General features: G+C 68.9%; 22 protein-coding genes, 1 tRNA gene and 1 pseudogene. 14 read left to right on the top strand and 10 right to left on the bottom strand.

What is annotated here, in order from left to right; all coding sequences use genetic code 11:
* Positions 1–76: 76 nt before the first annotated feature.
* On the top strand, positions 77–1,552 hold the full coding sequence (locus ACIA5C_RS34735) for a glutamate--cysteine ligase (protein ID WP_396062640.1): 1,476 nt from the start codon (positions 77–79) through the stop codon (positions 1,550–1,552).
* 48 nt (positions 1,553–1,600) lie between these two features.
* Here ACIA5C_RS34735 and ACIA5C_RS34740 read toward each other — a convergent pair whose 3' ends face one another.
* A complete protein-coding gene (locus ACIA5C_RS34740; protein WP_396062642.1) occupies positions 1,601–4,093 on the bottom strand; it encodes a hypothetical protein in 2,493 nt (830 codons plus the stop codon).
* A 139-nt stretch (positions 4,094–4,232) separates the two neighbouring features.
* Here ACIA5C_RS34740 and ACIA5C_RS34745 point away from each other — a divergent pair, with 139 nt between their 5' ends.
* The gene (locus tag ACIA5C_RS34745) at positions 4,233–5,159 is read left to right on the top strand and encodes a PASTA domain-containing protein (RefSeq protein ID WP_396062644.1); all 927 of its coding nucleotides are present in this window, start codon (positions 4,233–4,235) and stop codon (positions 5,157–5,159) included.
* Positions 5,160–5,166: 7 nt separating this feature from the next.
* Here ACIA5C_RS34745 and ACIA5C_RS34750 read toward each other — a convergent pair whose 3' ends face one another.
* Entirely contained in the window at positions 5,167–5,463 is a 297-nt protein-coding gene (locus ACIA5C_RS34750; RefSeq protein ID WP_364093659.1) for a hypothetical protein, read from the bottom strand.
* A 381-nt stretch (positions 5,464–5,844) separates the two neighbouring features.
* Between ACIA5C_RS34750 and ACIA5C_RS34755 the strand changes: the two are divergent.
* The 3 genes and pseudogenes from ACIA5C_RS34755 to ACIA5C_RS34765 all read left to right on the top strand — a co-directional run bounded on the left by ACIA5C_RS34755 (position 5,845) and on the right by ACIA5C_RS34765 (position 7,496).
* Positions 5,845–6,703 (top strand): annotated as a pseudogene (locus ACIA5C_RS34755) (helix-turn-helix domain-containing protein).
* Positions 6,667–6,891, top strand: a complete 225-nt coding sequence (locus tag ACIA5C_RS34760) for a DUF397 domain-containing protein (protein WP_396062646.1) — start codon at positions 6,667–6,669, stop codon at positions 6,889–6,891. Before ACIA5C_RS34755 ends, ACIA5C_RS34760 begins: the two are co-directional and overlap by 37 nt.
* A 152-nt stretch (positions 6,892–7,043) precedes the next feature.
* Entirely contained in the window at positions 7,044–7,496 is a 453-nt protein-coding gene (locus tag ACIA5C_RS34765; protein ID WP_396062648.1) for a hypothetical protein, read from the top strand.
* 24 nt (positions 7,497–7,520) lie between these two features.
* Here the strand turns inward: ACIA5C_RS34765 and ACIA5C_RS34770 are convergent, their stop codons facing one another.
* From ACIA5C_RS34770 to ACIA5C_RS34780, 3 genes are all read right to left on the bottom strand, one after another.
* The gene (locus tag ACIA5C_RS34770) at positions 7,521–8,114 is read right to left on the bottom strand and encodes a hypothetical protein (protein ID WP_396062650.1); all 594 of its coding nucleotides are present in this window, start codon (positions 8,112–8,114) and stop codon (positions 7,521–7,523) included.
* Positions 8,115–8,261: 147 nt separating this feature from the next.
* On the bottom strand, positions 8,262–9,074 hold the full coding sequence (locus ACIA5C_RS34775; RefSeq protein WP_396062652.1) for a WecB/TagA/CpsF family glycosyltransferase: 813 nt from the start codon (positions 9,072–9,074) through the stop codon (positions 8,262–8,264).
* A 455-nt stretch (positions 9,075–9,529) separates the two neighbouring features.
* A tRNA-Leu gene (locus ACIA5C_RS34780) sits at positions 9,530–9,612 on the bottom strand.
* Positions 9,613–9,820: 208 nt separating this feature from the next.
* Here ACIA5C_RS34780 and ACIA5C_RS34785 point away from each other — a divergent pair.
* From ACIA5C_RS34785 to pknB, 7 genes are all read left to right on the top strand, one after another.
* The gene (locus ACIA5C_RS34785; protein ID WP_396062910.1) at positions 9,821–10,600 is read left to right on the top strand and encodes an FhaA domain-containing protein; all 780 of its coding nucleotides are present in this window, start codon (positions 9,821–9,823) and stop codon (positions 10,598–10,600) included.
* Positions 10,601–10,605: 5 nt separating this feature from the next.
* Positions 10,606–11,091: an FHA domain-containing protein gene (locus tag ACIA5C_RS34790; protein WP_396062654.1), complete on the top strand. Its 486-nt coding sequence runs from the start codon at positions 10,606–10,608 to the stop codon at positions 11,089–11,091.
* Positions 11,088–12,464 carry a PP2C family protein-serine/threonine phosphatase gene (locus ACIA5C_RS34795; RefSeq protein WP_396062656.1) on the top strand — a complete coding sequence of 459 codons (1,377 nt, stop codon included), beginning with the start codon at positions 11,088–11,090 and terminating at the stop codon, positions 12,462–12,464. The genes ACIA5C_RS34790 and ACIA5C_RS34795 overlap by 4 nt, the downstream gene beginning before the upstream one ends.
* A gap of 83 nt (positions 12,465–12,547) precedes the next feature.
* A complete protein-coding gene (locus ACIA5C_RS34800; RefSeq protein ID WP_396062658.1) occupies positions 12,548–14,005 on the top strand; it encodes an FtsW/RodA/SpoVE family cell cycle protein in 1,458 nt (485 codons plus the stop codon).
* Positions 14,002–15,501, top strand: coding sequence for a peptidoglycan D,D-transpeptidase FtsI family protein (locus tag ACIA5C_RS34805; protein ID WP_396062660.1), 1,500 nt, complete (start codon positions 14,002–14,004; stop codon positions 15,499–15,501). The genes ACIA5C_RS34800 and ACIA5C_RS34805 overlap by 4 nt, the downstream gene beginning before the upstream one ends.
* 1 nt (position 15,502) lies before the next feature.
* Entirely contained in the window at positions 15,503–16,882 is a 1,380-nt protein-coding gene (locus ACIA5C_RS34810) for a protein kinase (RefSeq protein WP_396062662.1), read from the top strand.
* Complete coding sequence (gene pknB / locus ACIA5C_RS34815) at positions 16,879–18,702, top strand: Stk1 family PASTA domain-containing Ser/Thr kinase (RefSeq protein WP_396062664.1); 1,824 nt, start codon at positions 16,879–16,881, stop codon at positions 18,700–18,702. Before ACIA5C_RS34810 ends, pknB begins: the two co-directional genes overlap by 4 nt.
* Positions 18,703–18,803: 101 nt before the next feature.
* Here pknB and ACIA5C_RS34820 read toward each other — a convergent pair whose 3' ends face one another.
* The 4 genes from ACIA5C_RS34820 to ACIA5C_RS34835 are packed head-to-tail and all read right to left on the bottom strand — an operon-like array spanning position 18,804 to position 23,496.
* The gene (locus ACIA5C_RS34820; protein WP_396062666.1) at positions 18,804–19,454 is read right to left on the bottom strand and encodes an aminodeoxychorismate/anthranilate synthase component II; all 651 of its coding nucleotides are present in this window, start codon (positions 19,452–19,454) and stop codon (positions 18,804–18,806) included.
* A gap of 2 nt (positions 19,455–19,456) precedes the next feature.
* Positions 19,457–19,795: a hypothetical protein gene (locus ACIA5C_RS34825; protein WP_396062668.1), complete on the bottom strand. Its 339-nt coding sequence runs from the start codon at positions 19,793–19,795 to the stop codon at positions 19,457–19,459.
* Between the two features lie 3 nt (positions 19,796–19,798).
* Positions 19,799–22,687: a class E sortase gene (locus ACIA5C_RS34830; protein WP_396062670.1), complete on the bottom strand. Its 2,889-nt coding sequence runs from the start codon at positions 22,685–22,687 to the stop codon at positions 19,799–19,801.
* Complete coding sequence (locus ACIA5C_RS34835; RefSeq protein ID WP_396062672.1) at positions 22,687–23,496, bottom strand: DUF881 domain-containing protein; 810 nt, start codon at positions 23,494–23,496, stop codon at positions 22,687–22,689. The genes ACIA5C_RS34830 and ACIA5C_RS34835 overlap by 1 nt, the downstream gene beginning before the upstream one ends.
* Before the next feature lie 180 nt (positions 23,497–23,676).
* Here ACIA5C_RS34835 and ACIA5C_RS34840 point away from each other — a divergent pair, with 180 nt between their 5' ends.
* Together ACIA5C_RS34840 and ACIA5C_RS34845 are read left to right on the top strand one after the other, a co-directional pair.
* On the top strand, positions 23,677–23,940 hold the full coding sequence (locus tag ACIA5C_RS34840) for a cell division protein CrgA (protein WP_396062674.1): 264 nt from the start codon (positions 23,677–23,679) through the stop codon (positions 23,938–23,940).
* A gap of 140 nt (positions 23,941–24,080) precedes the next feature.
* Complete coding sequence (locus ACIA5C_RS34845; protein WP_396062676.1) at positions 24,081–26,201, top strand: heterodisulfide reductase-related iron-sulfur binding cluster; 2,121 nt, start codon at positions 24,081–24,083, stop codon at positions 26,199–26,201.
* Here ACIA5C_RS34845 and ACIA5C_RS34850 read toward each other — a convergent pair.
* Positions 26,198–26,863, bottom strand: coding sequence for a GPP34 family phosphoprotein (locus ACIA5C_RS34850; RefSeq protein ID WP_396062678.1), 666 nt, complete (start codon positions 26,861–26,863; stop codon positions 26,198–26,200). The genes ACIA5C_RS34845 and ACIA5C_RS34850 overlap by 4 nt on opposite strands.
* Between the last annotated feature and the right edge of the window lie 39 nt (positions 26,864–26,902).

Consider the following 26,902-nt stretch of genomic DNA (forward strand, 5'->3'; position numbering starts at 1 on the left):
TCATCGCGGATGGTTAGGTAGACCGAGCGCACATGTGCGCTCACGGATTGTCCTATTTATTGAGCGCGAGGGGTAAGTGGGCAAGGAACTTCTCACCACTGTCTTCGCGCCCGAGGATCGTGTTCAATACCGGCAAAAAGTGCGGCGTTGCCTCGATGCTCTGGCGATGATGCTCGACCGCAATGCGTTCGAGACCGAAAACGGCATGACCGGGCTCGAGATCGAGCTCAACCTGATCGACGCACAGGCACAGCCGGTCATGCGCAACGCCGAGGTGCTCGCCGGGCTCGGTGACCCCACCTTCCAGACCGAACTGGGACAATTCAACCTCGAGCTCAACGCACGGCCGCGCCGGATATCCGGCGACGGCTTCGGCGAGTACGAACGGGACGTCCTCGACAGTCTCCGGCGGGCCGACCGGGCCGCCGCGAACGAGGCCGGACTGGTGCTGATCGGCATGCTACCGACGCTCGGCCCCGACCACCTGGTGCTCGCCAACCTGTCCGCCAACGCGCGATACCGCCTGCTCAACGACGAAATGGTCGGCGCACGGGGCGAGCAGTTCCACGTCGACATCAGCGGCGTCGAGCGGCTGCAGAGCGCCAGCGACTCGATCGCCCCCGAGGCGGCGTGCACCAGCGTGCAGTTCCACCTGCAGGTGCCGCCCGACCGGTTCGCGCAGTACTGGAACGCGTCCCAGGCGGTGGCCGGCGTCCAGGTCGCGATCGGGGCCAACTCGCCCTACTTCCACGGGCGGCGGCTCTGGGCCGAAACCCGGATCGCGCTGTTCGAGCAGGCCACCGACACCCGGCCGGACGAACTCAAGGCGCAGGGCGTACGCCCCCGGGTGTGGTTCGGCGAGCGCTGGATCACCTCGGTCTTCGACCTGTTCGAGGAGAACGCGCGCTACTTCCCGCCGCTGCTGCCGATCCTCGAAGACGAAGATCCGGTGTCGGTGCTGGCGGCCGGCGGGGTGCCGCGGCTCGGTGAGCTGCGGCTGCACAACGGAACCGTCTACCGGTGGAACCGGCCGGTCTACGACGTGATGAACGGCCGCCCGCACCTCCGGGTCGAAAATCGGGTGCTCCCGTCCGGGCCCACCGTCGTCGACCTGCTGGCCAACGCGGCGTTCTACTTCGGGCTGATCCGCCAACTCGCCGAGGAGGAGCGGCCGATCTGGTCGCAACTGACCTTCGCCGCGGCCGAGGACAACTTCCACGTCGGTGCCCGCCGCGGCATCGAGGCCACGGTCTTCTGGCCCGGCATCGGAGAAACCCCGGTGGTCGATCTGGTGCGAACGGTCCTGCTTCCCAAGGCGTACGCCGGGTTGGAGCGTTTCGGCGTCGACCGGGTACATCGTGATCGTCTGCTGGGTGTCATCGAGGATCGCTGCCGAGCAGGTCGCAACGGGGCCAGCTGGCAGACGGACGCGGTGTGGGCGGCCGAGCACCGCCGTGGGTCGAACCGCACGGCGGCACTCCAGGAAATGGTGCTTCGTTACCGGTCGCTCCAGCAGTCGAACGCGCCGGTGCACACCTGGCCGACTATCTGACGTCCTCGGCTGCTGTCCTATCGGCGTTCCTATCGGCGTTCCGACGGATCAGTCGTCTTCCGGCTTGGGGTTGATCCTCGCCACGGTGGGGTTAGCCGGCGGCGGAGTGATCGTCGATTGTGGTGCTTTGCCGGTTTCCGGCGCTTTGGGAGCCGGAGTAGCCTTCTTGGCGCGCCCGCGGGGCCGGGCGGCGGCCGCAATCTCCGGGTCGGCAGCACCGAAGTTCGAGGGATCAATGTCCGCCGACCGACTTTCAGACTCCCCAGCCGGCACCGGCCTCACGGGCCGCGGCGACGGCCGGCCCGCAGGCGACTTCCCCGACGACGGCGAAGCCGTCGGCGAGTTCCCCGGTGTTGGCTTGACGGTCGATGGGCCGACTGGTGACGGCGTGGTAGTCGGCGGGTTTGCTGATGACGCCCTGGTGGCCGGCGGGTTAGCCGGTGAGGGCCTGGCCGCAGGCGAGTTGGCCGGCGAGGGCTTCGCCTGAGAGGGGTTGGCCGGTGGCGGGCTGACGGATGACGGCTTGGCCGGTGGCGGGCTGACGGATGACGGCTTGGCCGGTGGCGGGCTGACCGGTGACGGCTTGGCGGTCGGTGGGTTGACCGGTGACGGAGCCAGCGGCGGTGCGTTGGTGGGCGACGGGTCCGCGGCCGGCGGGTCGGACCGTGACGGCGGGGCGGTTCGGGGTGCGGAAGAGGCACCAGCCGGCGTCGGCGCCGGCCGAGACGGCGAACCGGCGGCCGGCGTCGGAGGTTCGGCCGACCGCGCCGCTGCGGCCGACTTCGGGCTCGCCGCGGCCGGCCCGGTGGCGCTGCCGGAAGTCGACGTTGGCTCGACCTTCCTGGCGGCGCGACCGGACGGCGTCGACTTTGCGGTGGTCTGTCCGATGGCGCGGTCGCCCGAGGTTGCCAAGACCTCGGTGGTGTCCGAATTGTCGTCGACGGTCGGTTGGGCGGGCGCCTTCCGGCCGAAGAAGAAGCGGGAGAACTTGGACTTCTCCTTGCCTGGGGGCGGCGGGAGCGTCGCCGGGTCGGCAGCCGGATTCGTGGCCACACCGGTCGCTGCCAGACCTGCCTCGTCGGGGCCCCTCTTGCCGGACCGGACCGGACTGGTCGCGCCCCGCTGGTCCGAGTTGGGTGAGCGCGCCTGATCCGAGTCGGTGGGGACGGGCTCGGCCGACGTGCCTGGGAGGGAATCCTTGGAGCGGGTGAGGCGGAAGCCCCTCCTGCCGGTTGGACGAGGTTCGTCCGGCATGATTTTGCCGGGATTGTCCGAAGTGGGCGAAGCGCTCGTCTGCGCGCTGCCGTCGCCGGAAGGGCGAGAAACGTCCGAGTTGGCCGGGCTCTGGCGCGGTTCCCCCTTGGAGCGGGCCAGGCGGAAGCCTTTTCGGTCGGCTGGGCGGGAAGCTTTCTCCGCCGAGCGGTGGTCGGTGCCAGCCGAGTCGGGATCACTGCCTGCGGAGCCGAGGTCGCTGTTTGCCGGGCCGGGGTGGCTGTTTGCCGGGCCGGGGTGGCTGTCTGCGGGGACGGGGGCGTCTGGGGTGTTGCGGGGGTCGGCTGCGGTTCGCGGGTGGGGAGTGCGGGCCGCGGGGGCGGGGTCGCTGCCGGGGGAAGGCGGTGCGGGGAGAGCGGGGTGGCTGGGGGCCAGGGTGGCGGCGCGGCGGGTTTGGCGGGCCTTGGCCATGGTCACGGTTAGGGCGGAGCCGGCCAGGCCTGCGATTACCGCGTAGGGGGCGATCAGGTAGGCGGACTCCAGCGGGCCCAGGGCGCCGGTCAGCTGGGGGGCCAGTACGAAGAAGGCCGCTGCCACCAGGAGGGGGCCGACCGCGCCCGACGTTGCGGCGCCCAAACCGACGTGGCCGCGGCGGGCAGCGGGGGCGACCGAGATGACGCCGATGGCGAAGGCGGCGGCCAAGGTCAGCGCGGCGCTTGGCCAGAAGATGGTGCCGTACAGGTGGCCGGTGCGGCCGGTGAACTGCCAGCTGGTGAGGTAGGTGGCGGAGGCGCGGTGGGCGGCCAGTTCGACTACCACGGCGCTGATCGCCAGGGCCCACAGCCACAGTCCGGTGGTGATCAGGTTGGCGGCGACCGGACGGGAGACCACGGCCCAGTAGGCCACCACCAGGCCCAAGACCACGCCGACGAGCGCATATCCGGCGGCGATGACCTGGGGGGAGAAGGTGTCATCGCGTACGGCCGAACGCGCGGGAAGCGCGATCAGCGCGACCGCCACCAAAGCTCCGATCGCCGCCGCGGCGGCGAGGCTGAGCCGCCAGGGACCGCTCAGCCGGGCCGACTCCGGGGTGCGGGGCCGGGGACCGCCGCCGATGCGGCTGGCGATGACCGCGCCGAGGACGGTGGCGCTCGCGGTGATCCAGGTGGCCCACCCGAGGCTTCCGAGCCAGACACTGTCGTCGGGTGTGTCGGTGAGCGGCCAGACCACGACGCCGAGGCCGTAGCCCAGGCCTAGTTGCGCGGCGCCGGTGCCCGCTGATGCTCCCGCTGCGGCGGCGACTCGTGCTGTCCAGCCCATATCGGCCATGCCGGGCACTGTAGCGGTCGGCGCCGATGCCTGCGAATCCATCACAGGGGGCGCCACCGGCGCCTTTGTCCCGCAGGGGTGCCACTTGTCACGCAAGATTGGATACGTTGACCCGTGCGGGTGACTGTTGGGAGCGGCAATGTCCGACGAGCGTGACGAGACGCGGGGTTTTTCCGCGTTCGACGATGCCACCTGGGCGGAGGACGCCGGCCCGGGTCGCCGTCGGCCCGCGGACGATTCGACCCGATATCAGCCGCCGGCCGGCAACGACGATGACCGTACGCAGGTCGCGCCGTCTACCTCCGACGATGACCGTACGGGGACGGGGCCGTCCGCGGCTGACGATGACCGTACGCGGGTCGCGCCGTCTGCTTCCGACGACCGCACGCGGGTGCAGCCAGGAGCGGCCACTGATCCGACGGTGGTGAACCCGGGGGCGCGGCCGCCCGATGCCACGTCGGTGATGCCGCCGGTCGAGGGTGGACCGGCCTGGTCGGGGCGGGCCGAGGTGCGCGCGCCGCAGCCCGGGCCGGCCGAATACCAGCAGGTCACCGACTGGCCGGCCGCTCCCGGGCCGCAGCGGAACGACCGCTGGTGGATGCCGATCTTGGTCGGGATCATCGTGCTCGTGTTGCTGGCCGCGCTGGGCTGGGGCATCTATCTGATCGTGCAGAACGCGGGCAAGAACGACTCGCCGGCACCGGCGGCCACGACGTCGGCGCCGCCGGCACCGACCACCACGGCTGCGGCGACGGAGACCACGGAGCCGACGACCCAGCCGACCACCACCGAGCCCACGACGGCGCCTACGACCACCGATCCGACGGCCAGCGCGGTCGCCATTCCGGCGCTGAAGGGCCTGTCGGTGGCGGACGCCAAGGCAGCGTTGAAGGGGGTCGGCATCAACTCGACACACGTAATCTATCGGCCGAGCGACGCGGAGCCCGACACCGTGTTCGACAGTGATCCGGAGGAGGGGCAGGAGGTTCCACCGGACACCAGGGTCACGCTGCTCGTTTCCGCGCCGGGCACCGGTACGGCGACCGCTACGGCCGGCGGCGACTAGAAAGGCTTCAGCGGTTGCTGCGCATGCGGGCCGCGACCGAACCGGAGCCGATGCCGGGCTGGCGGCCGTTGCGGGCGCGCGGGTCTGGCGCCTTGCCGACCGCTCGCAGGCCGCCGACCTGCACGAAGATGGAGCGTCGTTCGACCGCGTCCCCCGATGCGTTCAACTCGTAGCCGTCGAGCCAGATCCAGCCCTCATAGGTCGGCCAGTCATGGACCCGGATGACGCGGAAGAGCATTGGCGCCGCGAATTGGACGCTCGCCGCCTTCGTCACGTGTATGACATCACCGGACCGAGGAAGCACGTCATCTCCTGCCCTGAAACTAGTTTCGGGATGCACGTTGACACAGGTGGACCAGTGTGCCCGGCAGAAACACCACCGCAAAGTTCTGACGATGCCAATCTTCGCCGAAAGTAGCGGAACGTCACCATCGCCGATCTCCCGCCGCCGTCGGGTGGATGCCCACCTCGGACGAACGGATGCCTCGGCTCCCCGTTAACGACAACATCCAGTGCGTGAGCCGGACTCCGGCCCGTCACTCACAAGTGCATTAAGTGACGCGGGCCATACCGAAAGATTGCACCACGGTGGCTGCCGATGCAAGTTGCATGTCAGCCTTCCGTGATTGTTGATGTTCACTCATCTCGCTTGAACGGTTCAATGATCAACAGAGACACTGTGGACGTGAATACCCGCCGTAGTCCGACTATTCGTCGCCGGCGCCTGGAGCCGAGTTGCGCCGGCATCGGGAGGCGGCCGGGATCACGATCGACGTGGTGGCCGAGCGACTTGGATGCTCGCCGTCCAAAGTGTCCCGAATTGAGACGGGCCACGCCGGAGCCGCCATCCGTGATGGCCACGACATATTGGACATTACGGCGTACCGGAAACGGTGCAGGAGAAGCTTGTCCAAATTGCCCGGGAAGCCACGCAAAAGGGGCGGTAACGTCCTTTTTCGACGGTTCTCAGCGCCGCTGCAAGATCTATTCGTACGTACGAGCAGCAGGTGGTACCCGGCCTGCTGCAGAGCGAAGAGTATGTAATTGCGATGATTCGGGCCGCCCGGTTGGGGGACACCGACACGGAAATAGAGCAAGGGGTCCACGTCCGCATGGCGCGACAGTCGTTATTGACTCAGGACGATCCCATCGATCTTCGGGTGGTGCTTGATGAAGCGGTGTTGAGCCGGCCGGTCGGCGGTGACGATGTCATTCGAGATCAATTAATGCGATTGATCGAAGCGGCCCGCCTGCCGAACGTGATAATCCAGATCTTGCCGTTCGTGGCGGGACCCCATGCCGGCATGGACGGTACCTTCGCCATTCTCGAGTTCGAGGAGGACGAAGACACCGACGTAGTGTTCGCCGAGAACGCTACCGGTGGGCTGTTTCTGGAGAAGGCCGAAGAGCTTCGCAAGTACCACTCCATCTTCGAGACGATCCGGGCAACCGCCCTTGATCCGGAGGAGTCCATCGAGATGATCGAGATGCTGGTAGAGGAGCCATTGTGGAAGTTGAAGCGAAGGGTTTCCGGATCGATCTGAGCCGGGCGCAGTGGTTCAAGAGCAGCCGTAGTGGCCCGAACTCCGACAACTGCGTCGAGGTGGCATTCGTCGATGAGGTCATCGCGGTGCGGGACTCCGAGCGTCCGGAGGGCCCGGCCCTGATATTCACCCAAGCCGAGTGGGACGCCTTCGTGGGCGGCGCCAAGGACGGCGAGTTCGACATCTGACCGGCTTCGACCCGGTTGCCACGGCCGGCCCTGCCGCGCGGTGCGCGCCCGGCCGGCCGTAGTCATTTCGCCACCCTCCTCGTTGAATGCCGTAAGTGCGGCCGTGACCGCGCTCACGAGCGGGGAAATCAGCGAACGAGGCAAGGCAGAATATGACGATTGGTTCGGAAAACCTGGGCAACGGCTCCACCACGGCGCAGGATCGGTTCAGCGGCGGGGTCAGCGCGTACCGGCAGGGGCGCCGGGAGGCCGGGCTGTCCATGGACAGTGACAGCGAACTGACTTCGCGGTCGAGCAGCACTTCGGGGCTGCCGACCCGCTCGCCCGGACGCTCGCACAGCATCGAGCCGACCGGCGTACTCGACCGGGCCCCCTCATTACCGTCGCTCGACCTGCCCGGACTGAGCGAGTCGGTCTTCCCGTCGTCGGGGTGGCCGGACTCCGGCTCGTCGCCGTCGATGGCCGACCACCCGCTGCTACGCGGGCTGCTCATGGAGCTGCCGGCGCGGGGCACGCTGCCGCCGTCGGAGTGGCTGGACCGGTGGTTCGAGGCGGCGCGGTCCATCCTGGAACTGCTCTATGTGCAGGAAGCACGCAAGGGCTGACACAACCTGGTCAGCGCGTCGTGGTCAGCGCGTCCGGACGGGGATGCGGCGACTCGTGCGGATCGGGGCCAGGGCGAGGAGGCTCAGGCGGCTGTGCCGGATCGCGGCGCGGATGCCGATGATCAGCACGGTGGCCGCGACCACCGAGATGAGGATGCCGGCGACGCTGGCGCCGGGCACGCTGATGATGCCGGCCGCGATCGGGAGACCGACGAGGGCGGCGAGGCCGGTGACCTGCAGCGGTGTGGTGATGAGCGGGTGCGCGGCGGCGGCACGGAGGGCAGGCGGGGCGGGCGTCTGCGGCGCGGCTGCGAAGGCGCCCGCACCCTGCCGCACCCGGGTCAGCCGGCGGAACGACACGACCAGCACGGTCAGGGCGGGAACGGCCGGGAGCAGGGCGGCCGCCGGTGCGGCCGACTCGCCGGGCAGCAGGCCGGCGACGATCGGGATGGCGACGAAGACAGCCGCACCGAGAGCGATCACAGTGGACAGCAGGACGCTTCGGCGGCGTAGTTCGAGTGCGGTGCGTGCGGTCGGCAAGGTCTCGGCCAGCAGGCCGGCGGCCAGCCAGACACCGGCCAAGGCGCCGATCAGGATTAGGTCCGCAGCGGTGTTCACATCGACAGCGTTCACCTGTGGTGCTGCCTGCGAAACCGGGTTATGCCCGGACCGGAACCCGTAGGGGTCCCCGACCTGCACCTATAGACAGGCGTCCGGGCGGCGTTGGCCGAATCGTGATGACCGGCTCAGCGGGGTCTCAGCTGGTCAGACCGCAAATGACTCGACCGGCGTGGTGGCCGGGGCCGACGGGGTCGCCTTCCACAGTCCGCTCTTCTGCAGGGCAAGCCGGGTCAGGTACGCCGGGTTGAGCAGAACGTAGCGCTTCCACAGGCGCTTGGGCTCGAGTCCGAACCGCCACAGCCACTCCAGCGCGTACTTCTGCATCCACGCGGGCGGGTTCTTCAGCAGGCCGGCGTGGTAGTCGAACGCGGCACCGACCGCGAGCAGCGGCATGTCGAGCAGCGGCCGCATCGCGTAGGTGAACACTTCCTGCCGGGGGCACCCCAGCCCGACGAACACGACCCGCGCGCCGGATGCCTTGATCCGTTCGGCGATCTCTTCCGGCTCGCCCGGCCGCGACGCCCGGAACTTGGACGGCTCGACCCCCGCGATCTTCAGCGCCGGGAACATCTCCTCCAGCGCGGGCACCAGCTTGTCGAGCGTCGGCTGCGTGGATCCGTACAGATAGATAGGCAGCCCCTCGGCGGCCGCTTGCTCGATCACCTTGAGCGTCAGCGTGGGCCCGTAGACCCGGTCGCTGAGACCGGCGTGGTAGAGCAGGTTCAAGGCCCCGCGTACCGGCTGCCCGTCGGGGGTCACCAGGTCGAAGGAGTTGAGCCGAGCCTCGTGCGCCTTGTCCTGCACACCGGTCATCACGCCGTGTACGGCAAGCGCGGTGACCGCGTAGGGCCGCCGTTCGCGCGCAGCGGCCATGACTCGCGCGGTCGCATCGGCGTAGTCGGTCACATCGACCAACACGCCCAGCACGCTGCGCTTCCCCCGCGCGACCTCAACCACCGACCCACCAGTCACGCCCGACACTCCCAACGCCGCAAGCTCCCAGAGGCGCCGCCGAGCATAGCCCGCCCCACCTCATCACCCGAACAGGCGACAAACCCCAACGCCGAACCGGATACCGAACTCCAACTCACGATCAGTGACGTGAGGCAGCACGTACGCCGTACAAAAAAGCGACAGAAGTCAAAAGCGTGACCGATCGCACTTTCCGGCACCCAGACCCCGCCGCCACCGCAACCAACACCCAAACCGTTACCACCGCCGGTCTGACAGCAGCCACCACTTGGTTTGACAGAAACCACCACTTGGTTCGACCGCAACCACCGCGTCGGCGCAACCACCGCGTCGGCGCAACCACCGCAACGCGGGGTGTCCGGGGGCTCGGCCCCCGGAGGTAAATGACGAGGGTGACGAGGTCCGCGCTTTTTGCGGACACACGTCACCCATCACACTCGTGGGGATGGGGGGAGTTGAACCCCCACGTCCTTTCGGACACACGGACCTGAACCGTGCGCGTCTGCCATTCCGCCACATCCCCATGTGGCACTTGCTCGTAACTGGCTGCGACAGACTACGCTGACGCAAGTTACTAAGCGAGTCGCTACCCAGGTGACTCAACTACTTACGAGTTGATATCGCCCCGGATGCCAGGGAAGACTAGCACGGCGTCGAGGGGCGTCATACGAGGGTCAGAAGTGCCGGCTGCACTTGAGCTAGAGATGCGCAAGCGGCGGCCGGATACCATCATGTCCTCGGAAGCCGAGGAGGAGCCGGTGAGCGTGCTGCAGCGCTTTGAGAAGCGATTGGAAGGCCTTGTCGAGGGGGCCTTCGCCAAGGTCTTCAAGGGTGTCGTGCACCCAGTGGAGATCCTGAATGCCATGCAGCGGGAGGCCGAGGCGCACAAGGCCATCCTTGCCGGTGGCCGCACCCTGGTGCCCAACCGCTATGTGATCGACCTGTCGCCGTACGACCACAGTCGTCTGGCGCCGTACGCGGCCGCGCTCGCACAGGAGCTCGCGCAGTCGCAGGCCGAGTTCATCGGTGAGCAGGCCTGGACGGTCTATGGCGATGTCATCGTCGAGATCGAGCGTGGTGAGGGTCTCGATACGGGCATGTTCCGCGTGACGGCTGAGGTCTACACCGGTGGCGAAGTTGCCCCGGTGCAGCAGCCGGCCTATGACGCCGGCCCGCAATATTCGCCTTATGACCAGGGCGGTTACCAGCAGCCCGGCGGTCCGAACGGGCGCAATGTCGGCCTCGTCTCGGGTGACGGGCGTAACTACCCGTTGCAGATGGGTTCGACCGTGATCGGCCGGGGTGACCAGGCCAATCTGCGGCTGCCCGATGTCGGCATCTCGCGCCGGCACGCCCGGCTCGACTACGACGGCAACCAGGTCGTGCTGACCGATCTCGGTTCGACGAACGGGACGATGGTCAACGGCCAGCGGGTGTCCGCGGTGGCGCTCAACCCGGGCGACATGATCCAGCTGGGCACCACCACGCTGACCTTCCGAGTGGACGGCTAGGCACCTTGCCCGAATTCGTCCTGACCGTGGCCCGGTTCGGATTTCTCATCCTGCTGTGGATCTTTGTGTTCACAGTGGTGGGAGTGATCCGCCGGGATCTCTTTGGCGGAGTGCGGTCCAAGAGCATCGTGGCCAGCCCTCGAGGTGTGGGCGGGCCCGCGATGCAGGGTGCGCCGCCGGCGAAGGCGAAGCGGGGGAAGGCGGCGCGGCAGCTCGTGGTGACGGCCGGTCAGCTGGCCGGCACACGCATCACGTTGGGTGAAGCTCCGATCACTATCGGTCGAGCAGAGGATTCGACGCTCGTCATTACCGACGACTTCGCCTCGGCCCGGCACGCCCGGCTGGTGCCCCGCGACGGTAACTGGTTCGTCGAGGACCTTGGCTCGACGAACGGGACGTACCTCAACCGCGGTAAGGTCTCGGGACTTACTCCCGTCCCCCTTGGCGAACCGATCCGGATCGGTCGCACGTCCCTCGAGTTACGGCCATGACCCTGACCTTGCGCTATGCCGCTCAGAGCGACCGCGGACTGATCCGAGACCTGAACCAGGACTCCGTCTACGCCGGGCCGCGACTTCTCGCTGTCGCCGACGGTATGGGCGGCATGGCCGCCGGTGACGTGGCGTCCAACATCGTGATCGCCGCAATGGCTCCTCTCGACGAGGACGTTCCCGGTGACGCGATGGTCGATGCCCTGCGCCACGCCGTCGGCATCGCCAACCAACACCTGCGCGACACCGTCGACGCCAACCCGCAACTCGAAGGCATGGGCACCACGCTGACCGCGGTGCTCTTCTCGGGCAGCAAGTTCGGGATGGTGCACATCGGCGACAGCCGCGCCTACCTTCTGCGCAAGGGTGAGTTCGCCCAGATCACCAAGGACGACACCTACGTGCAGATGCTGGTCGACGAGGGGCGCGTCAGCCCCGAGGAGGCCAGCAGTCACCCGCAGCGTTCGCTGCTGACGCGGGCGCTGGACGGCCGCGACATCGACCCCGAATACTCCGTTCGTCAGGTGCTGGTCGGTGACCGATACCTGATCTGCAGCGACGGGCTCTCCGGGGTGGTCAGCGCCGACACCATCGGTCAGACCCTGCGGGAGCTCGCCGATCCGCAGGCGTGCGCGGAGCGTCTCGTGCAGCTGGCGCTGCGTGGGGGCGGTCCCGACAACATCACCGTGGTGATTGCCGACGCGATCGACAAGGACATCGTCGAGCAGGCTCCGATCGTGGGCGGCGCAGCTTCCCTCGACCGTGGCAACACGACGGTTGCCGACAGCTCGACGTCGGCCGCCCGGGCTGCGGCACTCAAGGCTCCGCGTCCGCCGCAGCCGGAGGAACCTTCCGACAACCCGCCCGACGAGCCGGGCCCGAAGGGCCACCCGGTGCGCACCACGCTGCTGGTGGTGGCGCTGCTGGTGGTGCTCGGCGGCGGCCTGTGGGCGGGCTATCGCTACACCCAGGACCAGTACTATGTGGGCGCGACCGATGCCGGTCAGCTCGCCGTCTTCCGTGGTGTGCCGGGTCAGGTCGCCGGACTCGACCTGTCCAAGGTGAGCTACACCAGCCCGGTCCGCCTCAACGACCTGACCACGGTTGCGCAGGAACGGGTCAAGCAGGGCATTCACGCCAACAATCAGACCGACGCGCAGAGCCGCCTGGCCGAGTTGACCAATGACGTGCCCACCAACTCCAACCTCAAGCCACTCTGCAACTCGACCAGCACCGCGCCCACCACGTCCGCGACCGGTTTGCCGTCGACCCTGCCGTCGACGCCGAACACCGCTGCCAGCAATCCGGGTGCTCAGGCCTCCGATTCCGTCCCGCCGGGCGTCGATCCGGTCGGGTGTCGGACCGCCAACTGAGCTCCGACCTGACACGTCTGGGGATCTTCTTCGTGACCGCGCCCGCTGTACCGGCTCCTCTGAATCCCGCTTCCACGGGTGAGATGTCGCGTGTTCCGGGGTTGAAGACGCACCGCAACGCCGAGCTGGGGCTCCTTGCCTTGGCGATGGTGCTTGTGGCGCTGTACAGCGCGGTCGTCGAAGCCAACCAGTACGACACCGTCACGCCGATGTTCTGGGTGCCGGCGGCGCTTCTCGGAGTGCTGTTCGTCGGACTGCACTTCGTGGTGCGCTTCACCGCGCCGTACGCCGATCCGGTGCTGATCCCGGCGGTCGCGCTGATCAACGGTCTGGGAATCTCGTTCCTGCGCCGGCTCGACATCGCCAAGGCGATCACCCACAAGCAGCCGCACCCGGGACTCTTCTCGGCCACCAGCGGCCGGCAGCTGATCTGGACGCTGGCCTCGCTGATCCTGGCATCGGTGCTGCTCCTGGTGATCCGCGATCACAAGATCGTCTCACGGTACGCGTACACCCTGGGCCTGGTCGGCATCGTGCTCGTCATGATCCCGGCGGTCCTGCCCGCGAGCCTGTCCGAGGTCAACGGCGCCAAACTGTGGATCAAACTGGGCCCGGTCCAGGTGCAGCCGGGTGAGTTCGCCAAGTTGGCCCTGGTCTCCTTCTTCGCCTACTACCTGGTGAGTAAGCGGGAGGTCCTGTCGCTGGCGAGCCGGCGGTTCCTCGGCATCGACTTCCCGCGCGGCCGCGACCTCGGCCCGGTCGTCACGGTGTGGCTGCTCAGTCTCCTGGTCCTGGTCTTCGAGAAGGACCTGGGAACCGCGCTGCTGTACTTCGGCCTGTTCGTGGTGACGCTCTACGTCGCTACCGAACGGGCCAGCTGGTTGATCATCGGCCTGCTGCTGTTCTTCGGCGGCGTCTACGTGGCCTACCTGCTCGGCGCGTCGGTCGGCGGCCCGTTCGCCAACTTCTACGACCGGGCCTCGATCTGGCTCGACCCGTTCAACGAGACGTTCTACAACCGGACCGGCGGCAGTTATCAGCTGGTGCAGGGTCTGCTGGCGCTGGGCACCGGTGGCCTCTTCGGGTCGGGCCCGGGTGCCGGTTCACCCGGCCTCGTCCCGGCCGTATCGACCGACTTCATCTTCGCCGGCATGGGCGAGGAGATCGGTCTCTTCGGCCTGTCCGCGCTGCTCGTGGTCTATCTGCTGATCGTCGAGCGGGGCCTGCGGGCGGCCCTCAACGTGCGGGACTCGTTCGGCAAGCTGGTCGGCGGTGGTCTCGCGTTCACCCTCGGCTTGCAGGTCTTCGTCATCCTGGGCGGTATCACCGGACTCATTCCGCTGACCGGCCAGACGACACCGTTCCTCTCCGCCGGCGGCTCCTCCCTGATGGCGAACTGGCTACTCGTCGCCATGCTGCTGCGCATCTCGAACGCGGCCCGCGGCCCGGCGGCGAGCAGCGGAAGCAGCGACCGCCCCGGCGGCCCACGAAAGGCACCCACTCAATTGCACGGCGCCCCGACGGAGGTGTTCAAGCCGTGAACGCTCCCCTGCGGCGGGCCGGCGTGGTCATCCTCGTCCTTTTCGGTCTTCTCTTCGCCAACCTCAACTGGATCCAGGCGTACAAGGCGGACGCCTATCGCACGCATCCGCACAACGGTCGGGTGGTGGTCGCGCAATATGACCGGCCGCGCGGCGACATCGAGGCCGACGGCGAGTTCCTGGCACAAAACAAGGTCACCAGCGACACCTTGAAGTACCTGCGGGTCTACCCCGACAAGCAGGCCTACGCGCCGGTGCTCGGCTACCGCCCGGTCAACCTGGGTGCGACCGGCATCGAGAACAGCGAGAACGACTTCCTGTCCGGGGAGAGCGACAAGCTCTTCGCCGACCGGGTCAAGGACATGTTCACCGGCAACAACACCGGTGGCGGCAACGTGGTGCTCACTCTCAAGACCCAGGCCCAGCAGGTCGCGTGGAAAGAGATGACCCACAACGAGAAGGACGTCGACAAGGGCGCGGCGGTCGCGATCGACCCGCGGACCGGTGCGATCCAGGCCATGGTCTCGATGCCCAGCTACGACCCCAACCCGCTGGTCAACCATGACGTCAAAGCGGCCTCGGCGGCGTACCAGAGCCTGCTCAAGGACAAGGACCAGCCGCTGCTCAACCGGGCGACCCAGGAGACCCTGCCGCCCGGCTCGACGTTCAAGACGATCGTCTCAGCGACCGCGCTGTCGAACGGCTACACCGAGGACAGTTCGATCCCGGCCGGCGAGGTCTACCGCGAGAGCGGCGCGGTCATCCACAACGATGAGGACGACGTCTGCCCGACCTCGACGACGACCCTCAAGGATGCGCTGACGGTCTCCTGCAACACCGCGTTCGCCCAGCTGGGCGTCAAGCTCGGGGCCGACAAGGTCAAGGGCATGGCCCAGGCGTTCGGCTTCGAGGACGCCAAGCTCACGGTCGGCAACCTGCAGGAGAACAACGGCCTTCCGGTGGCGCCCAGCCACACCGGTGCCATCACCAACCCGGACGGCACCACCGACAAGGGTGCGCTGGCTCAGTCGTCGATCGGCCAGCGTGACGTGCGGATGACCCCGATGCAGGGCGCCCTGATGGCGGCCACGGTGGCCAACGGCGGCAAGCAGATGCGGCCGTACCTGGTGCAGCAGCTGCTCGGCTCGGACCGGCGATCGATCTACACGGCCAGCCCGCAGACGCTGCGCACGCCGATCAGCGGCGACGTCGCGAGCAAGCTGCAGGACATGATGGAGAGCGTGGTCTCCGACGGCACCGGCCGGAAAGCCAAGATCGACGGCTTCAAGGTCGGTGGCAAGACCGGTACGGCCCAGAACGCCGAGGGCGCCGACCCGCACGGCTGGTTCATCGGGTTCGCCTTCAACTCCAAGGGTGAACCGGTTTCGGCGGTGTGCGTCATGCTGGAGAACGTGCCCGGTGGCCACGCCAGCGCCGAGGCGGCCCGGATCGCCGGGCTCATCATGAAGGCCGCGGCCGGTCGGGGAGGGGACTGACATGATCAGCCCTGGGGTTACCCTCGGCGGCCGGTACCGTCTCGACGAGCGGATCGCCGGCGGCGGGATGGGCGACGTGTGGCGCGGCACCGACGAGGTGCTGGGCCGGACGGTGGCCGTCAAGATCCTGCTGCCCGCCCTCCTCGACGAGCCGGGCTTCGCCGAACGGTTCCGGGGCGAGGCCCGCACCATGGCCACGATCAACCACCCCGGTGTGGTCGACGTCTACGACTACGGCAGCGATCAGCAGCTGGCGTTCCTCGTCATGGAGTACGTCGAGGGCGATGCGCTGTCCCGTACCCTCAGCCGGGTCGGCCGGCTCACCCCGGCCCGCACGATGGCCCTGGTCGCCCAGGCCGCCGACGCCCTGCAGGCGGCCCACGCGAACGGGATCGTGCACCGCGACGTCAAGCCGGGCAACCTGCTGGTGCGCCCCAACGGCACGCTGGTTCTGACCGACTTCGGCATCGCCCGGTCGGCGCTGGTCGGTCAGCTGACCGCGGCCGGGTCGGTGCTCGGCACGGCTTCCTACATCTCGCCGGAGCAGGCGGGCGGCAGCGTCGCCACCGCGGCCTCCGATGTGTACGCGCTGGGCGTCGTCGCCTACCAGTGCCTCTCCGGGCACCGGCCGTTCGACGGGGCGACCCCGATCGAGATCGCGATGAAGCACGTCCGCGACACCCCGCGGCCGCTGCCCGCCGACATCCCGCCCAACGTGCGGGCGATCGTCGACCGGGCGCTGGCCAAGGACCCGGCCGCCCGCTGGCCGACCGCGGCCGCGATGGCCAACGTCGCCCGGCAGGCCGCCGCGGCGCTGGCCAACACCACAGCGCAGCCGGTCGCCCCGCATTCAGGCGCTCCCGCCCCGCACACCGCGGCTCAGCCCGCCCGGGCGGCGGGCCAGGTCAACGGACATCCGCCGCTCGGACCGAGCGTTCCCGGCCCGGCCGCCGCGAACGGCCGCGCGCCCTATCCGCCGGTGCCCCGCCCCGTGTCGGGTGCCCGGGGGGCCGCCTCGGTACCCTCGGGGCCGCCGGTTCAACCTCAGGGCTATCGGCCGCCGTCGGCGCCGCCGTTCGGTCAGTACCAGCAGCCCGCTCCCGCGGCCCGGCCGGAGGGATCAGGCGGACGCCAGGTGCTGATCGTTCTCGCCGTCGTGCTGGCACTGCTGGTCCTGCTCTGTGCCGGAGTGATCTCGTTCCTGTACAAGCAGGGCAAGGACAAGGGCAACGCGTCGCTCGGTGACACGCGCAAGATCGCGACCGTCGTCCACACGGGCGTCTCCGACGGTGCACCGCCGGGGACGTCGTACCGTCTAAGCAAGCAGACGGGCGCCAACCCCGGATGGATCCGAGCTAACGAAGGACGACAGACGCTATGACGGCGCAGGCCCGCCTGCTCGGTGGCAGGTATCAGGTCGGCGAGTTGCTCGGCTACGGCGGTATGGCCGAGGTGCACAAGGGGCGTGACCTCCGGCTCGGACGCGACGTGGCGATCAAGATGCTGCGGACCGACCTGGCCCGGGACGCCACGTTCCAGGAGCGGTTCCGTCGTGAGGCGCAGAACTCGGCCGCCCTCAACCACCCGGCGATCGTGGCGGTCTACGACACCGGCGAAGAGATCTCGTCGACCGGCGAAAAGCTGCCCTTCATCGTCATGGAGTTCGTGAACGGCCAGACCCTCAAGGAGGTTCTGGGCCAGGAAGGCCGCATCCAGCCGCGCCGCGCGCTGGAGATCATCGCGGACATCTGCGCCGCGCTGGAGTTCAGCCATCGGCACGGGATCATCCACCGGGACATCAAGCCCGGCAACGTGATGATCACGCCGAACGGCCAGGTCAAGGTCATGGACTTCGGCATCGCGCGGGCCCTGGCCAGCGGTGCCACGACGATGACGCAGACCAGCGCCGTGATCGGTACGGCCCAATACCTTTCCCCCGAGCAGGCCCGGGGCGAGGCGGTCGACGCACGCTCCGATGTGTACGCCGCGGGCTGTGTGTTGTTCGAGCTGCTCGTCGGGCACCCGCCGTTCGTCGGTGACAGCCCGGTCAGCGTCGCGTACCAGCACGTGCGGGAGGAGCCGAAGGCCCCGTCCTCGATCAACCGCGAGGTCTCGCCGGACGTCGACGCGATCGTGCTGAAGGCCCTCTCGAAAAACCCGATCAACCGCTACCAGAGCGCCCAGGAGATGCGGGCCGACGCCCTGCGCGCGGTCGCCGGTCGTCCGGTCCTCGCCACCCCGGTGATGAGCGAGGCCGAGACGATGGCCATGCAGGGCCAGGCCGCGGCGACCCGGCAGTGGCAGCCGCAGGGCGCCACCACCATGCAGCGTCCGGTTCCGCCCGGCGGCGGCATGCCGCCGCCGCCCGAACGGCGCTCGTCGTCGTGGGTGATGGCGGCCCTGGCCGGCCTCGGTGTGCTGGTCGTGGTGGTGCTCGGGGTCGCGCTGGCGATGAACCGCGGCAACAAGGACAACCCGAGCAACAACGCGACGACACCCCCCGCGGTGTCGATGCCCAACCTGAAGGGGCTCTCCGACTCCGACGCGCGGGCCAAGCTCGAAGGGCTGCACCTGACCAAGATCTCGGCGAAGACTCCGACGACCGGGCCGGACTGCGACGGCAAAGTCGCCGACCAGGACCCGGCCGAGGGTCAGCAGGTCACCGCCGACACCCAGATCACCTACCAGCTGTGCCAGCCGCCGGCCAAGGTGACAGTGCCGGAAAACCTGGTCGGGGGCACCCAGCAGAACGCCGAGCAGGCGCTGACCTCCAAGGGTCTCGTCCCCGACATCAAACCGGTGGACAGCACCAAGCAGTCGGGCACTGTGCTCGACGTGGAGAGCGAGGGCAAGACGGTCGACCCGGGCACCCACATCACGGTGAAGGTGTCGCGGGGCAACCAGGTGCCGATGCCCGAGCTGACCGGCAAGTCGATCGACGTCGCCCAGGGCATCCTCGACAACCTCGGGCAGTTCAACGTCAGCATCGACAAGGTGCCGAGCGACGGCACCCAGCAGCCGGGCACCGTCGTCAAGCAGGACCCGTCCAAGGGCAAGTCGATTTCCAACGGCGACCGGATCACGCTCACGGTGGTCAGTGACGACACCCCGAGCAACGACCCGAGCTCGGGCACCACCACGCCGCCCGGCGGGACCGGTGGCGGCGACGGCGATGGCAACGGCGGAATCTTTGGCAACTGAGGCACACACGTGAACGGCCCGCTCCCGGATTTCCGGGGGCGGGCCGATTTGCTGTGCGGTCAGGCCGATTTGCTGTGCGGTCAGGCCGGTTTGCTGTGCGGTCAGGCCGTGGCGAAGGCGGAGCGGCGGCGGGCCTCCACCTCGGCGGCCAGGGCGGGCGCCTTCTCGAGCGCCTCCGGCAGGCCGCAGGAGGCCAGCCAGTTGGCCAGCATGGAGTGGCCGCCCTCGGTCAGCACCGATTCGGGATGAAACTGCACACCTTCGATCGGCAGGGTGCGATGGCGCAAGGCCATCACCACACCGGATTCCGTACGCCCGGTCACCTCGATCTCGTCCGGCAACGTGGACGGGACCACGGCGAGGGAGTGGTAGCGCGTCGCGGTGAACGGCTCAGGCAGGCCGGCCAGCACACCGGCGCCGGTGTGGTGCACCTCGGAAGTCTTGCCGTGCAGCAGTTCCGGTGCGCGGGTCACCGTGGCACCGAACGCGGCCCCGATCGCCTGATGACCGAGGCAGACCCCGAACATCGGGATCCGGCCCGCGTACGCCTCAATGGTCTCCATCATGATGCCGGCGCGTTCCGGAGTGCCCGGCCCCGGCGAAAGCAGGAGCCCGTCGGCGCCGAAGGTGCCGACGGCGTCGACCGAGATCTCGTCATTGCGCCGCACCACGCACTCGGCGCCGAGCTGGCCGAGATATTGCACGATGTTGAAGACGAACGAGTCGTAATTGTCGAGAACCAGGATGCGCATCGTCAGTCACCAGGCAGAACGACGGAGGACGAGGTCTTGTGGCTGGACGGCGTCTTGGTCGACGTCGGGTCCGGAGCGTTCGACACCGTGCTGTACGGAATCTCGTTCGAACCGCCATCCGGACCGGTGGCGGCGCTCGGGTCGACCACGTTGGGGTCCTCCCGGGCCGAGCCCTGCTGGGTGTCGGCGCCGACCTGCACGTCGTCGAACGGCAGCAGCGGCGTCGCCCACGGGAAGATCACGTACCAGAGCAGGGCCACGGTGCCGGCCGAGAGCGCCAGCGAGCTGGTCAGCTTCCCCCAGAAGCCGAAGGGCAGCTTTCGCCAGATCCACCTGTACATCGCCTAGTACTTCGCCTTCATCTCGGCCGGCATCCCGGCGTCCGGCTTGGCCGAGTCACGTTTGACCTGCGACGCCAGCTGGGCGTGGACGATGAGCCGCTGGTAGTTGTTGCCCTTCGGATTACACGTCGTCAGCGTCAGGACCGCCTTGGTCGGCTTGACGCCGGGCTGGTCCGGCACCGGCTCGACCACCTGGACGGCGTCCGGCTTGACGATCTCGGTGTTGTAGACCTTGTAGATGTACCAGCTGTCGCGGGTCTCGACGCCGATCACGTCGCCGTTGTGCAGCTCGTTGATCCGCCAGAAGATCTTCGGGATCCGGTGGCCGGCGACCGAGAAGTTGCCGATCTGGCCGGGCTTCGCCGTGTCGGGATAGTGGCCGGGCGCGTACTTGATGTCGTCCGGCAGGACCCCGTCGACGACCACCCACTCCTTGGCGAACTTCGGGATGTAGAGGCGGCCGACCAGGCTGTCGCCGGGCGCGGCCGGTCCCTGCCTGGTCGGTCCGACCGTCGGGTCGGCCCAGTCCTGATCGAGCTTGCTGTTGAGGCTGTCCTGCTCGCTCTGCACCTTGGCGCCGTTGCCGTAGATCTCGTAGCCCGCGAACAACAGCACGATCAACCCGAAGGTGATCATCAGCTCGCCGGAGACCCGGATGCCGGACCGCAGCCGCGAGGCGAAAGTCGGACGGGTCAGCTTCGAGTAGACACTCTCGTACCCGTCTTCGGTCTGCTCCGGGCGCAGCTTGACGACCTTCTCGCCGCGCTTCGGCTCGCCGTCCTCGGCCGGGACATCCGACTCGTCGGGAGTGCCGGGACGCACCTCGGTGACCGGGACGGCGCCGAGGGCGACGTCCGGGTCGGCGGCGGCCTTGGCGGCTTCCGCCGCCGCGCCCGGCACGCCGACCTTTCTGGTGGGCTTGCGCAGCGACGGAAGTAAGCCGGTGGGCGCGTCGACCATCGGGATGACCGTGGTCTCGCTGGGGTCCTGGCGGGAGCCGGCGAACCGTACGCCGCCCGAGGGCTGCTCGATGAAGTTGGTCTCGGGCCGGTCCCAGACGCCGTTGGCCGTGGTCCTGCTGACGTCGGGCGCCGGAAGCTGACGCGTGGCCGCAGGGTCCTCGGGGGCCTCTCCGCCGGCGTACGCGGAGGGAAAGCCACCCTCGGAGCTGCGGCGGGACGGGTTGAGGCCGCCCGCGGTGCGGGGAGTGGTGCCGAGGCCGCCGCTCGCGGCCGCAACCGGGCTTCCGTAGGGCGAACCGGCGGTTCGGGCCAGTTCGGGCTGTACGTGGCCGTTGGAGCCGTTTGCAGGATATGCGGCGGTGTCGGCGGTCGTGACGCGGCCGTTCAGCTCGGGCGCGGAGTGGCCGTTCCCGGATTGGTAACCCGGAGCTCCGGCCGGTCCGCTGGTGGAGCCGTAGCCCGGCGTCGCCGCTTGCCCGCTCGTCGAGCCGTAGCTCTGCGCGGTCGCCTGGCCGTTGGTGGAGCCGTAGCTCTGCGCGGTCGCTTGGCCGTTGGCGGAGCCGTAGCTCTGCGCGGTCGCCTGGCCGTTGGTGGAGCCGTAGCTCTGCGCAGCCGTCGGGCCGTTGCCGGAGCTGTAGGCCTGCGCCGCGGACCGGCCGTTGGCCGCTGCCAAGCCGGCCTGCGCGAACGCAGGCTGGTTCGCCGACGCGGAGACGGTCTGCGCGGTCGTGGAGGGGATTGCCGTCGCTCCCACGGGAGCCGGGAGCTGCTGGGTCTCCGCCGGTGACTGGAGGTGCGGGATCGGAGAGACCGGCGCGGTCGTATGCGTGACCTGCGGTCGGACCGGCTGCCCGGACCCCGCTCGCGCCGACGGGGGCGCCGCGGGTTGGGCCGGCGCGGACGTCGGCTGGCCGGCGCCGGACATCGGCTGGGCGGCCGCGGCCGCGGCCGCAGCCGCGGACATCGGCTGAGGCAGCCCGGACTGGGCCTGCGGCCAGGCAGCTTGCTGGGCTGGTGACGTCTGCGCCTGCGGGTAGGCGGCCGCCTGCGGTGCCGGGCTTCGGCGGGGCTGGGCCGGTGAGCCGGTGGGCGGCTCGGCCTGCGGGTGAGCGGTCGCCTGTGGTGCCGGGCTTCGGCCGGGCTGAGCCGGTGAGTCGGCCGGCGGCTGGGCCTGCGGATATGCGGGCGGCGGGGTCGGCAGCTGAGGGGCCTGCCCCGGGGTGAGCTGGGCCGGCGAGCCGGTCGCCTGCTGGGTTTGCGGGAAGGCGGGTGGCGCGGCCGACGGCTGCGCGCCCGGCCCTTGGGCGAGCTGCGCCGGCGGGCTGGTCGGGGGCTGGCTCTGCGGGTACGCGGCTTGCGGCTGGGGCACCGAGCCTTGCGAGACCGCCTGGGCCTGCGGGGGCGGGAACGCCTGGGCCTGCGGGGGCGGGAACGCCTGGGCCTGCGGGGGCGGGAACGCCTGGGCCTGCGGGGGCGGGAACGCCTGGGCCTGCGGGGGCGGGCCGGCTTCCTGGGGGGCGCCGAAGAAGTCGAACTCGCCCGGTGGCAGTGCGGTCGGCGGCTCGGTCGGTCGGAGGCGGGCTGCGGCTGCGGCTGCGCTGACCTCGTTGCCCCGCTTTTCACCCGATGGGGTTGCCGGGTCGGCGTAGGTGCGGGCGGCCGCGACACGCCGGCGGATCTCATCGTCGGATTCGAGGATCGCGGTGTCGGCCGGGTTTTCCAGGGACGGCGACGGGGACGAGGAGGGGGACGGGGTTGCTGTGGCCGGGGGTTGCTCACCGCGTACGTCCGCTCCGGAGCCGAGACCGACCGGAGGTGCGAGCGGGCCGCCGGGCACGCCGTCGGGCGATGCGTCCGTAATGCGAGGAATGTAGGCCGTGTGGGCCTCGCCGTCGGGGGCGCGGTGGCGGCCCGAGTTGTTGTCCGCCATCACTGCGCAACCTGCGCGGATCGCAGGTCACTCGATCCGTCGTACGCCCGCAATGTCACGTTCCTCTCGACGGTTTCCGTATAACCGAGGCCGAAGTCGGCGACCGCATCGCGGAACTGTCGGACCCCTTCCGCGGACTCCAACGCGCTATGCATCGCTGTGGGTTCGCCAATCGCGGTGATCTTGAACGGTGGGGAGAAGACCTGGCCGTGTAGCAGCAGCGTATTGCCGACACAGCGTACCGCGCTGGTCGAGATCACGCGGATATCCATGATCGACATTGCCTCGGCGCCGCCCGCCCACATCGCGTTGACCACGGCCTGCACATCGCCCTGGTGCACCACGAGGTCGTCGTTGTCGGGCCCATTGGGATCGGACTCACTGGCCCGCCGGGACGAGTCGTTGAGCGTGACCGTCACCCCGGGGCCGTGCAGGGCGGTGAAGCCGGCCGCCTGCCGCATCGAATCGGCCTGCTCGCGGGCCTGCTTGACCGGCTGGTCGACCTGGGCGAGGTGGGCCGTGTCCTGTTCGACCTGCGCGTTGAGCTGGTCGGCCGTCTGCTGCCGGGCGGCGACCCGGCTGCGCTCGTCGGCGATCAGCTGGGCCAGCTGGGGCCGGCGGTCGTCGCGCAGCGCGGTGCCGTCGGCGGTGCGGGCCGAGGTGGTGAAGAGGAGGCCCGCGATCAGGCCGATCAGCGGCACGCCGACCGACCATCCGCGGGTGCGCTGACCTCGCCGACGTGGCCGCAGTCCGCCCAGTGCGCGGCGGATGACGACCCGCCACGACTGGGCGCCGCTGGTGTACTCCACGCTCGGTATCCTCCCCGAATGGACCGCGCCGGACATTTTCCTCGCCCGGCGGGTGCCTGTCTGCGCGTTGCCTTGACTACGCTAGCTGTCGAACAGTATTCGCCACGGGCAGCATTCGGGTCCCACCCGAGCCGCTCAGCGGTGGGTTGTTCACCACTTGTTGCCCTTCAGGAGACCACCGTGCCGAAGTCCCAGGTTCGAAAGAAGAAGGTCTACACCCCGCCGACGGATATCCGTCCGGCGGCGACTGCGGCTTCCAAGAAGCCGAGTCCCGTGTGGCTGCCGATCACCGCGGTCGCATTGATCGTGGTCGGCATCGCCTGGCTGGTTGTTTATTACCTTTCCAGTCAGGAATACCCGGTGGCGGCCTGGCAGTACTGGAACCTTGCGGTTGGTTTCGGCTGCATGGTGGCTTCGCTCGCCATCCTGTCGCGCTGGCGTTAGGCATTTTCGCCCGCTTCCGGCGGGTAAAGTTCGGGGCGCACCCCGCGCTACGGCGTGGGGTGGGCGCTCTCTTGACCGGCGCCTCGCGGCCGTCTATTACTCATGAGTAACATGGTGGCCGATCGAGGAGGTTCAGCCGCATGGGCACCGCGCAGATCATCGCCACCGTCCTGACGGGCATCGTCACCGTCACCGCGATCGTGCTCGCCGTGCGGGCCGTTCTGACGATCACCGCGGTGATCCGGCGGGGCCGGCCCGACCCGGCTCGCTTCGCCGATCCTCAGAAACGCACGACGACCATGCTCCGGGAGACCGTCGGTCACACCCGGATGCTCAAGTGGAGCGCGATCGGTGCCGCCCACTGGTTCGTGATGGTCTCGTTCATGCTGCTGTTCCTGCTCGTGCTCGAGGCGTACTTCGAGGTCGTCAACCCGGAAAACAGCCTGCCGCTGATCGGCGGCTGGATCGTGTACGGGTTCGTCACCGAGTGGATCGGCATTCTCGGCCTGATCGGCATCGTCTACTTGATCGCCCGGCGCCAGAAGGACCGGCGAGCCAAGGTGAGCCGCTTCAGCGGGTCGACGATGTGGCAGGGCTACTTCGTCGAGGCCGTGATCATCGGCGTGCTGATCTGCGGTTTCCTCATCCGCGGGTTCAAGGTTGCCAACGACACCTTCGAGTTCCCCACGTGGGCGACCCCGCTGTCGCACGCGGTCGGCGCGATCTTGCCGAGAGAAGCTGACGGCCCGACCTGGGTCGCGCTGGTCAAGCTGCTGATCTCGATGGGCTGGCTGATCACGATCGGCCTCAACCCGACGATGGGCGTGGCCTGGCACCGCTTCCTGGCGTTCTTCAATATCTACTTCAAGCGCAGCCCGGAGAAGCCCGCAGGCTCCGGGCTGGGTGCGCTGCGGCCGATGATGAGCGAGGGCAAGCCGCTCGACTTCGAAGAGGCCGACCCCGAGAAGGACCAGTTCGGTGTCGCCCAGGTCGAGCAGTTCACCTGGAAGGGTCTGCTCGACTTCACGACCTGCACCGAGTGCGGCCGCTGCCAGTCGCAGTGCCCGGCCTGGAACACGGCCAAGCCGCTGTCGCCGAAGCTGCTCGTCCTGAGCCTGCGCGACCACGCGTACGCGAAAGCTCCTTATCTCCTGGCCGGCGGCGGTAAAGATCTGACCGGCGAGGAGAAGGCGACCGAGGCCCAGCTGGCGCACATGGACGTCCTTGCGCTGGCCGAGGGCAACCGGCCGCTGGTCGGCACGGAGGACGAGAACGGTGTGATCGACCCGGACGTGCTCTGGTCGTGCACCACCTGCGGCGCCTGCGTCGAGCAGTGCCCGGTCGACATCGAGCACGTCGACCACATCGTCGACATGCGCCGCTACCAGGTGCTGATCGAGTCGTCGTTCCCGTCCGAGGCCGGCGTCATGCTGCGCAACCTGGAAAACAAGGGCAACCCGTGGGGCTCGCCGCAGAACACCCGCGAGGACTGGACCAAGGGCCTCGACTTCGAGGTGCCGCGCGTCGGCGAGAAGGAAGACTTCGAGTACCTGTTCTGGGTCGGCTGCGCGGGCGCGTTCGAGGACCGGGCCAAGAAGACCACCCGGGCGGTCGCGACGCTGCTGCACGAGGCGGGTGTCGACTTCGCGATCCTCGGCGAGGGCGAGACCTGCACCGGTGACCCGGCCCGGCGCATCGGCAACGAGTTCGTCTTCCAGATGTTGGCCCAGCAGAACGTCGAGACCCTGCAGGAAGCGAACGTCAAGAAGATCGTCGCCACCTGCCCGCACTGCTTCAACACGCTCGGCAACGAATATGAGCAGCTCGGTCTGAAGGTCGAAGTCGTGCACCACACGCAGCTGCTGGCCCACCTGGTCGCGACCGGCAAGCTCACGCCGGTGCAGCCGGTCGACGGCGGCATCACCTACCACGACCCCTGCTACCTCGGGCGGCACAACCGGGTCTTCGACGCGCCCCGCGAGGTGCTCGGCGAAGTGACAGAGATGCCCCGCAATCGGGAACGCTCGTTCTGCTGCGGCGCCGGCGGCGCCCGCATGTGGATGGAAGAGAAGATCGGTAAGCGGATCAACATCGAGCGCACCGAGGAGGCCCTGGCCACCGGCGCCAAGACCGTCGCGGTCGGCTGCCCGTTCTGCTACACGATGATCGGCGACGGCGTCACGGCCAAGGGCGAGCAGGACAATGTCGAGGTCGTCGACGTCGCCACGGTGCTGCTGCGCTCGCTCAAGCAGGACGCTTAGGCGTTGGCGCCGGCCCCGGTGGTCGTCGCCGCGACGATCGCGATCAGGATGGCGGCCTGAATCTCCTCGATCGTGGCCTTCACCGCCTTGGCCGCCCACTCGCCCTGGCTGATCTCCGCCAGGCGCGCCTTGACCCGCTTGCGGTCGAGGTCGGCGAACATCTTGCGATCAAGGTCGGTGGCCGCGACCAGCGCGCACAGTGCGGCCGTACGCGGTTGGACCGTCCCGTCGCCGAGGACGGCGGCCCGCATCCGCATGCGGGCGTCGGTCTCGACGGCCGGCTCGGTGCCCTGGGCCGCCGGGTAGCGGGTGCGCGGGAAGACCCCGAGCACCCGGTCCTTCTCCATCGTCAGCACGCCGTCGGCGACCAGTTTATCGAGCACGCGGGGCCGGGTGTCCTTGGAGAACTTCGACACCCAGTAGCCCGGTTTACGGCTTTTCTCGGCGCCGCCGATGCGCTCGAGAGCCTGGTCGACCAGGGGTTCGCCGGTCGGCTCCGGGTTCACCACGACCACCCGCTTGTCCACGACGTCGATCCGCGAGGCCATCGCCAGGTCGAGCAACAGGGCGCCGCCGAGGCCGTTGTCCAGGTGCATGCCGTCGGTCAGCGGAGTGCCGTCGTCCGCGTACGCGAGAAGCAGGAACTCTTCGGCAAGGCTCATGAACATGACCGTATCGGGTCGGTTGCCCGACCCGTGTTC

Origin of the sequence: Actinoplanes sp. NPDC051343 (assembly GCF_044455125.1) — a bacterium.
Taxonomy (GTDB): Bacteria; Actinomycetota; Actinomycetes; order Mycobacteriales; family Micromonosporaceae; genus Actinoplanes.

What these genes read in the sequence shown, in the direction of transcription:
- ACIA5C_RS34740 (WP_396062642.1), bottom strand. Translation starts at nt 4,093, where the DNA reads ATGGCCGATATGGGCTGGACAGCACGAGTCGCCGCCGCAGCGGGAGCA.
- ACIA5C_RS34745 (WP_396062644.1), top strand. Translation starts at nt 4,233, where the DNA reads ATGTCCGACGAGCGTGACGAGACGCGGGGTTTTTCCGCGTTCGACGAT.
- ACIA5C_RS34765 (WP_396062648.1), top strand. Translation starts at nt 7,044, where the DNA reads ATGACGATTGGTTCGGAAAACCTGGGCAACGGCTCCACCACGGCGCAG.
- ACIA5C_RS34785 (WP_396062910.1), top strand. Translation starts at nt 9,821, where the DNA reads ATGTCCTCGGAAGCCGAGGAGGAGCCGGTGAGCGTGCTGCAGCGCTTT.
- ACIA5C_RS34795 (WP_396062656.1), top strand. Translation starts at nt 11,088, where the DNA reads ATGACCCTGACCTTGCGCTATGCCGCTCAGAGCGACCGCGGACTGATC.
- ACIA5C_RS34800 (WP_396062658.1), top strand. Translation starts at nt 12,548, where the DNA reads ATGTCGCGTGTTCCGGGGTTGAAGACGCACCGCAACGCCGAGCTGGGG.
- ACIA5C_RS34810 (WP_396062662.1), top strand. Translation starts at nt 15,503, where the DNA reads ATGATCAGCCCTGGGGTTACCCTCGGCGGCCGGTACCGTCTCGACGAG.
- pknB (WP_396062664.1), top strand. Translation starts at nt 16,879, where the DNA reads ATGACGGCGCAGGCCCGCCTGCTCGGTGGCAGGTATCAGGTCGGCGAG.
- ACIA5C_RS34820 (WP_396062666.1), bottom strand. Translation starts at nt 19,454, where the DNA reads ATGCGCATCCTGGTTCTCGACAATTACGACTCGTTCGTCTTCAACATC.
- ACIA5C_RS34825 (WP_396062668.1), bottom strand. Translation starts at nt 19,795, where the DNA reads ATGTACAGGTGGATCTGGCGAAAGCTGCCCTTCGGCTTCTGGGGGAAG.
- ACIA5C_RS34830 (WP_396062670.1), bottom strand. Translation starts at nt 22,687, where the DNA reads ATGGCGGACAACAACTCGGGCCGCCACCGCGCCCCCGACGGCGAGGCC.
- ACIA5C_RS34845 (WP_396062676.1), top strand. Translation starts at nt 24,081, where the DNA reads ATGGGCACCGCGCAGATCATCGCCACCGTCCTGACGGGCATCGTCACC.
- ACIA5C_RS34850 (WP_396062678.1), bottom strand. Translation starts at nt 26,863, where the DNA reads ATGAGCCTTGCCGAAGAGTTCCTGCTTCTCGCGTACGCGGACGACGGC.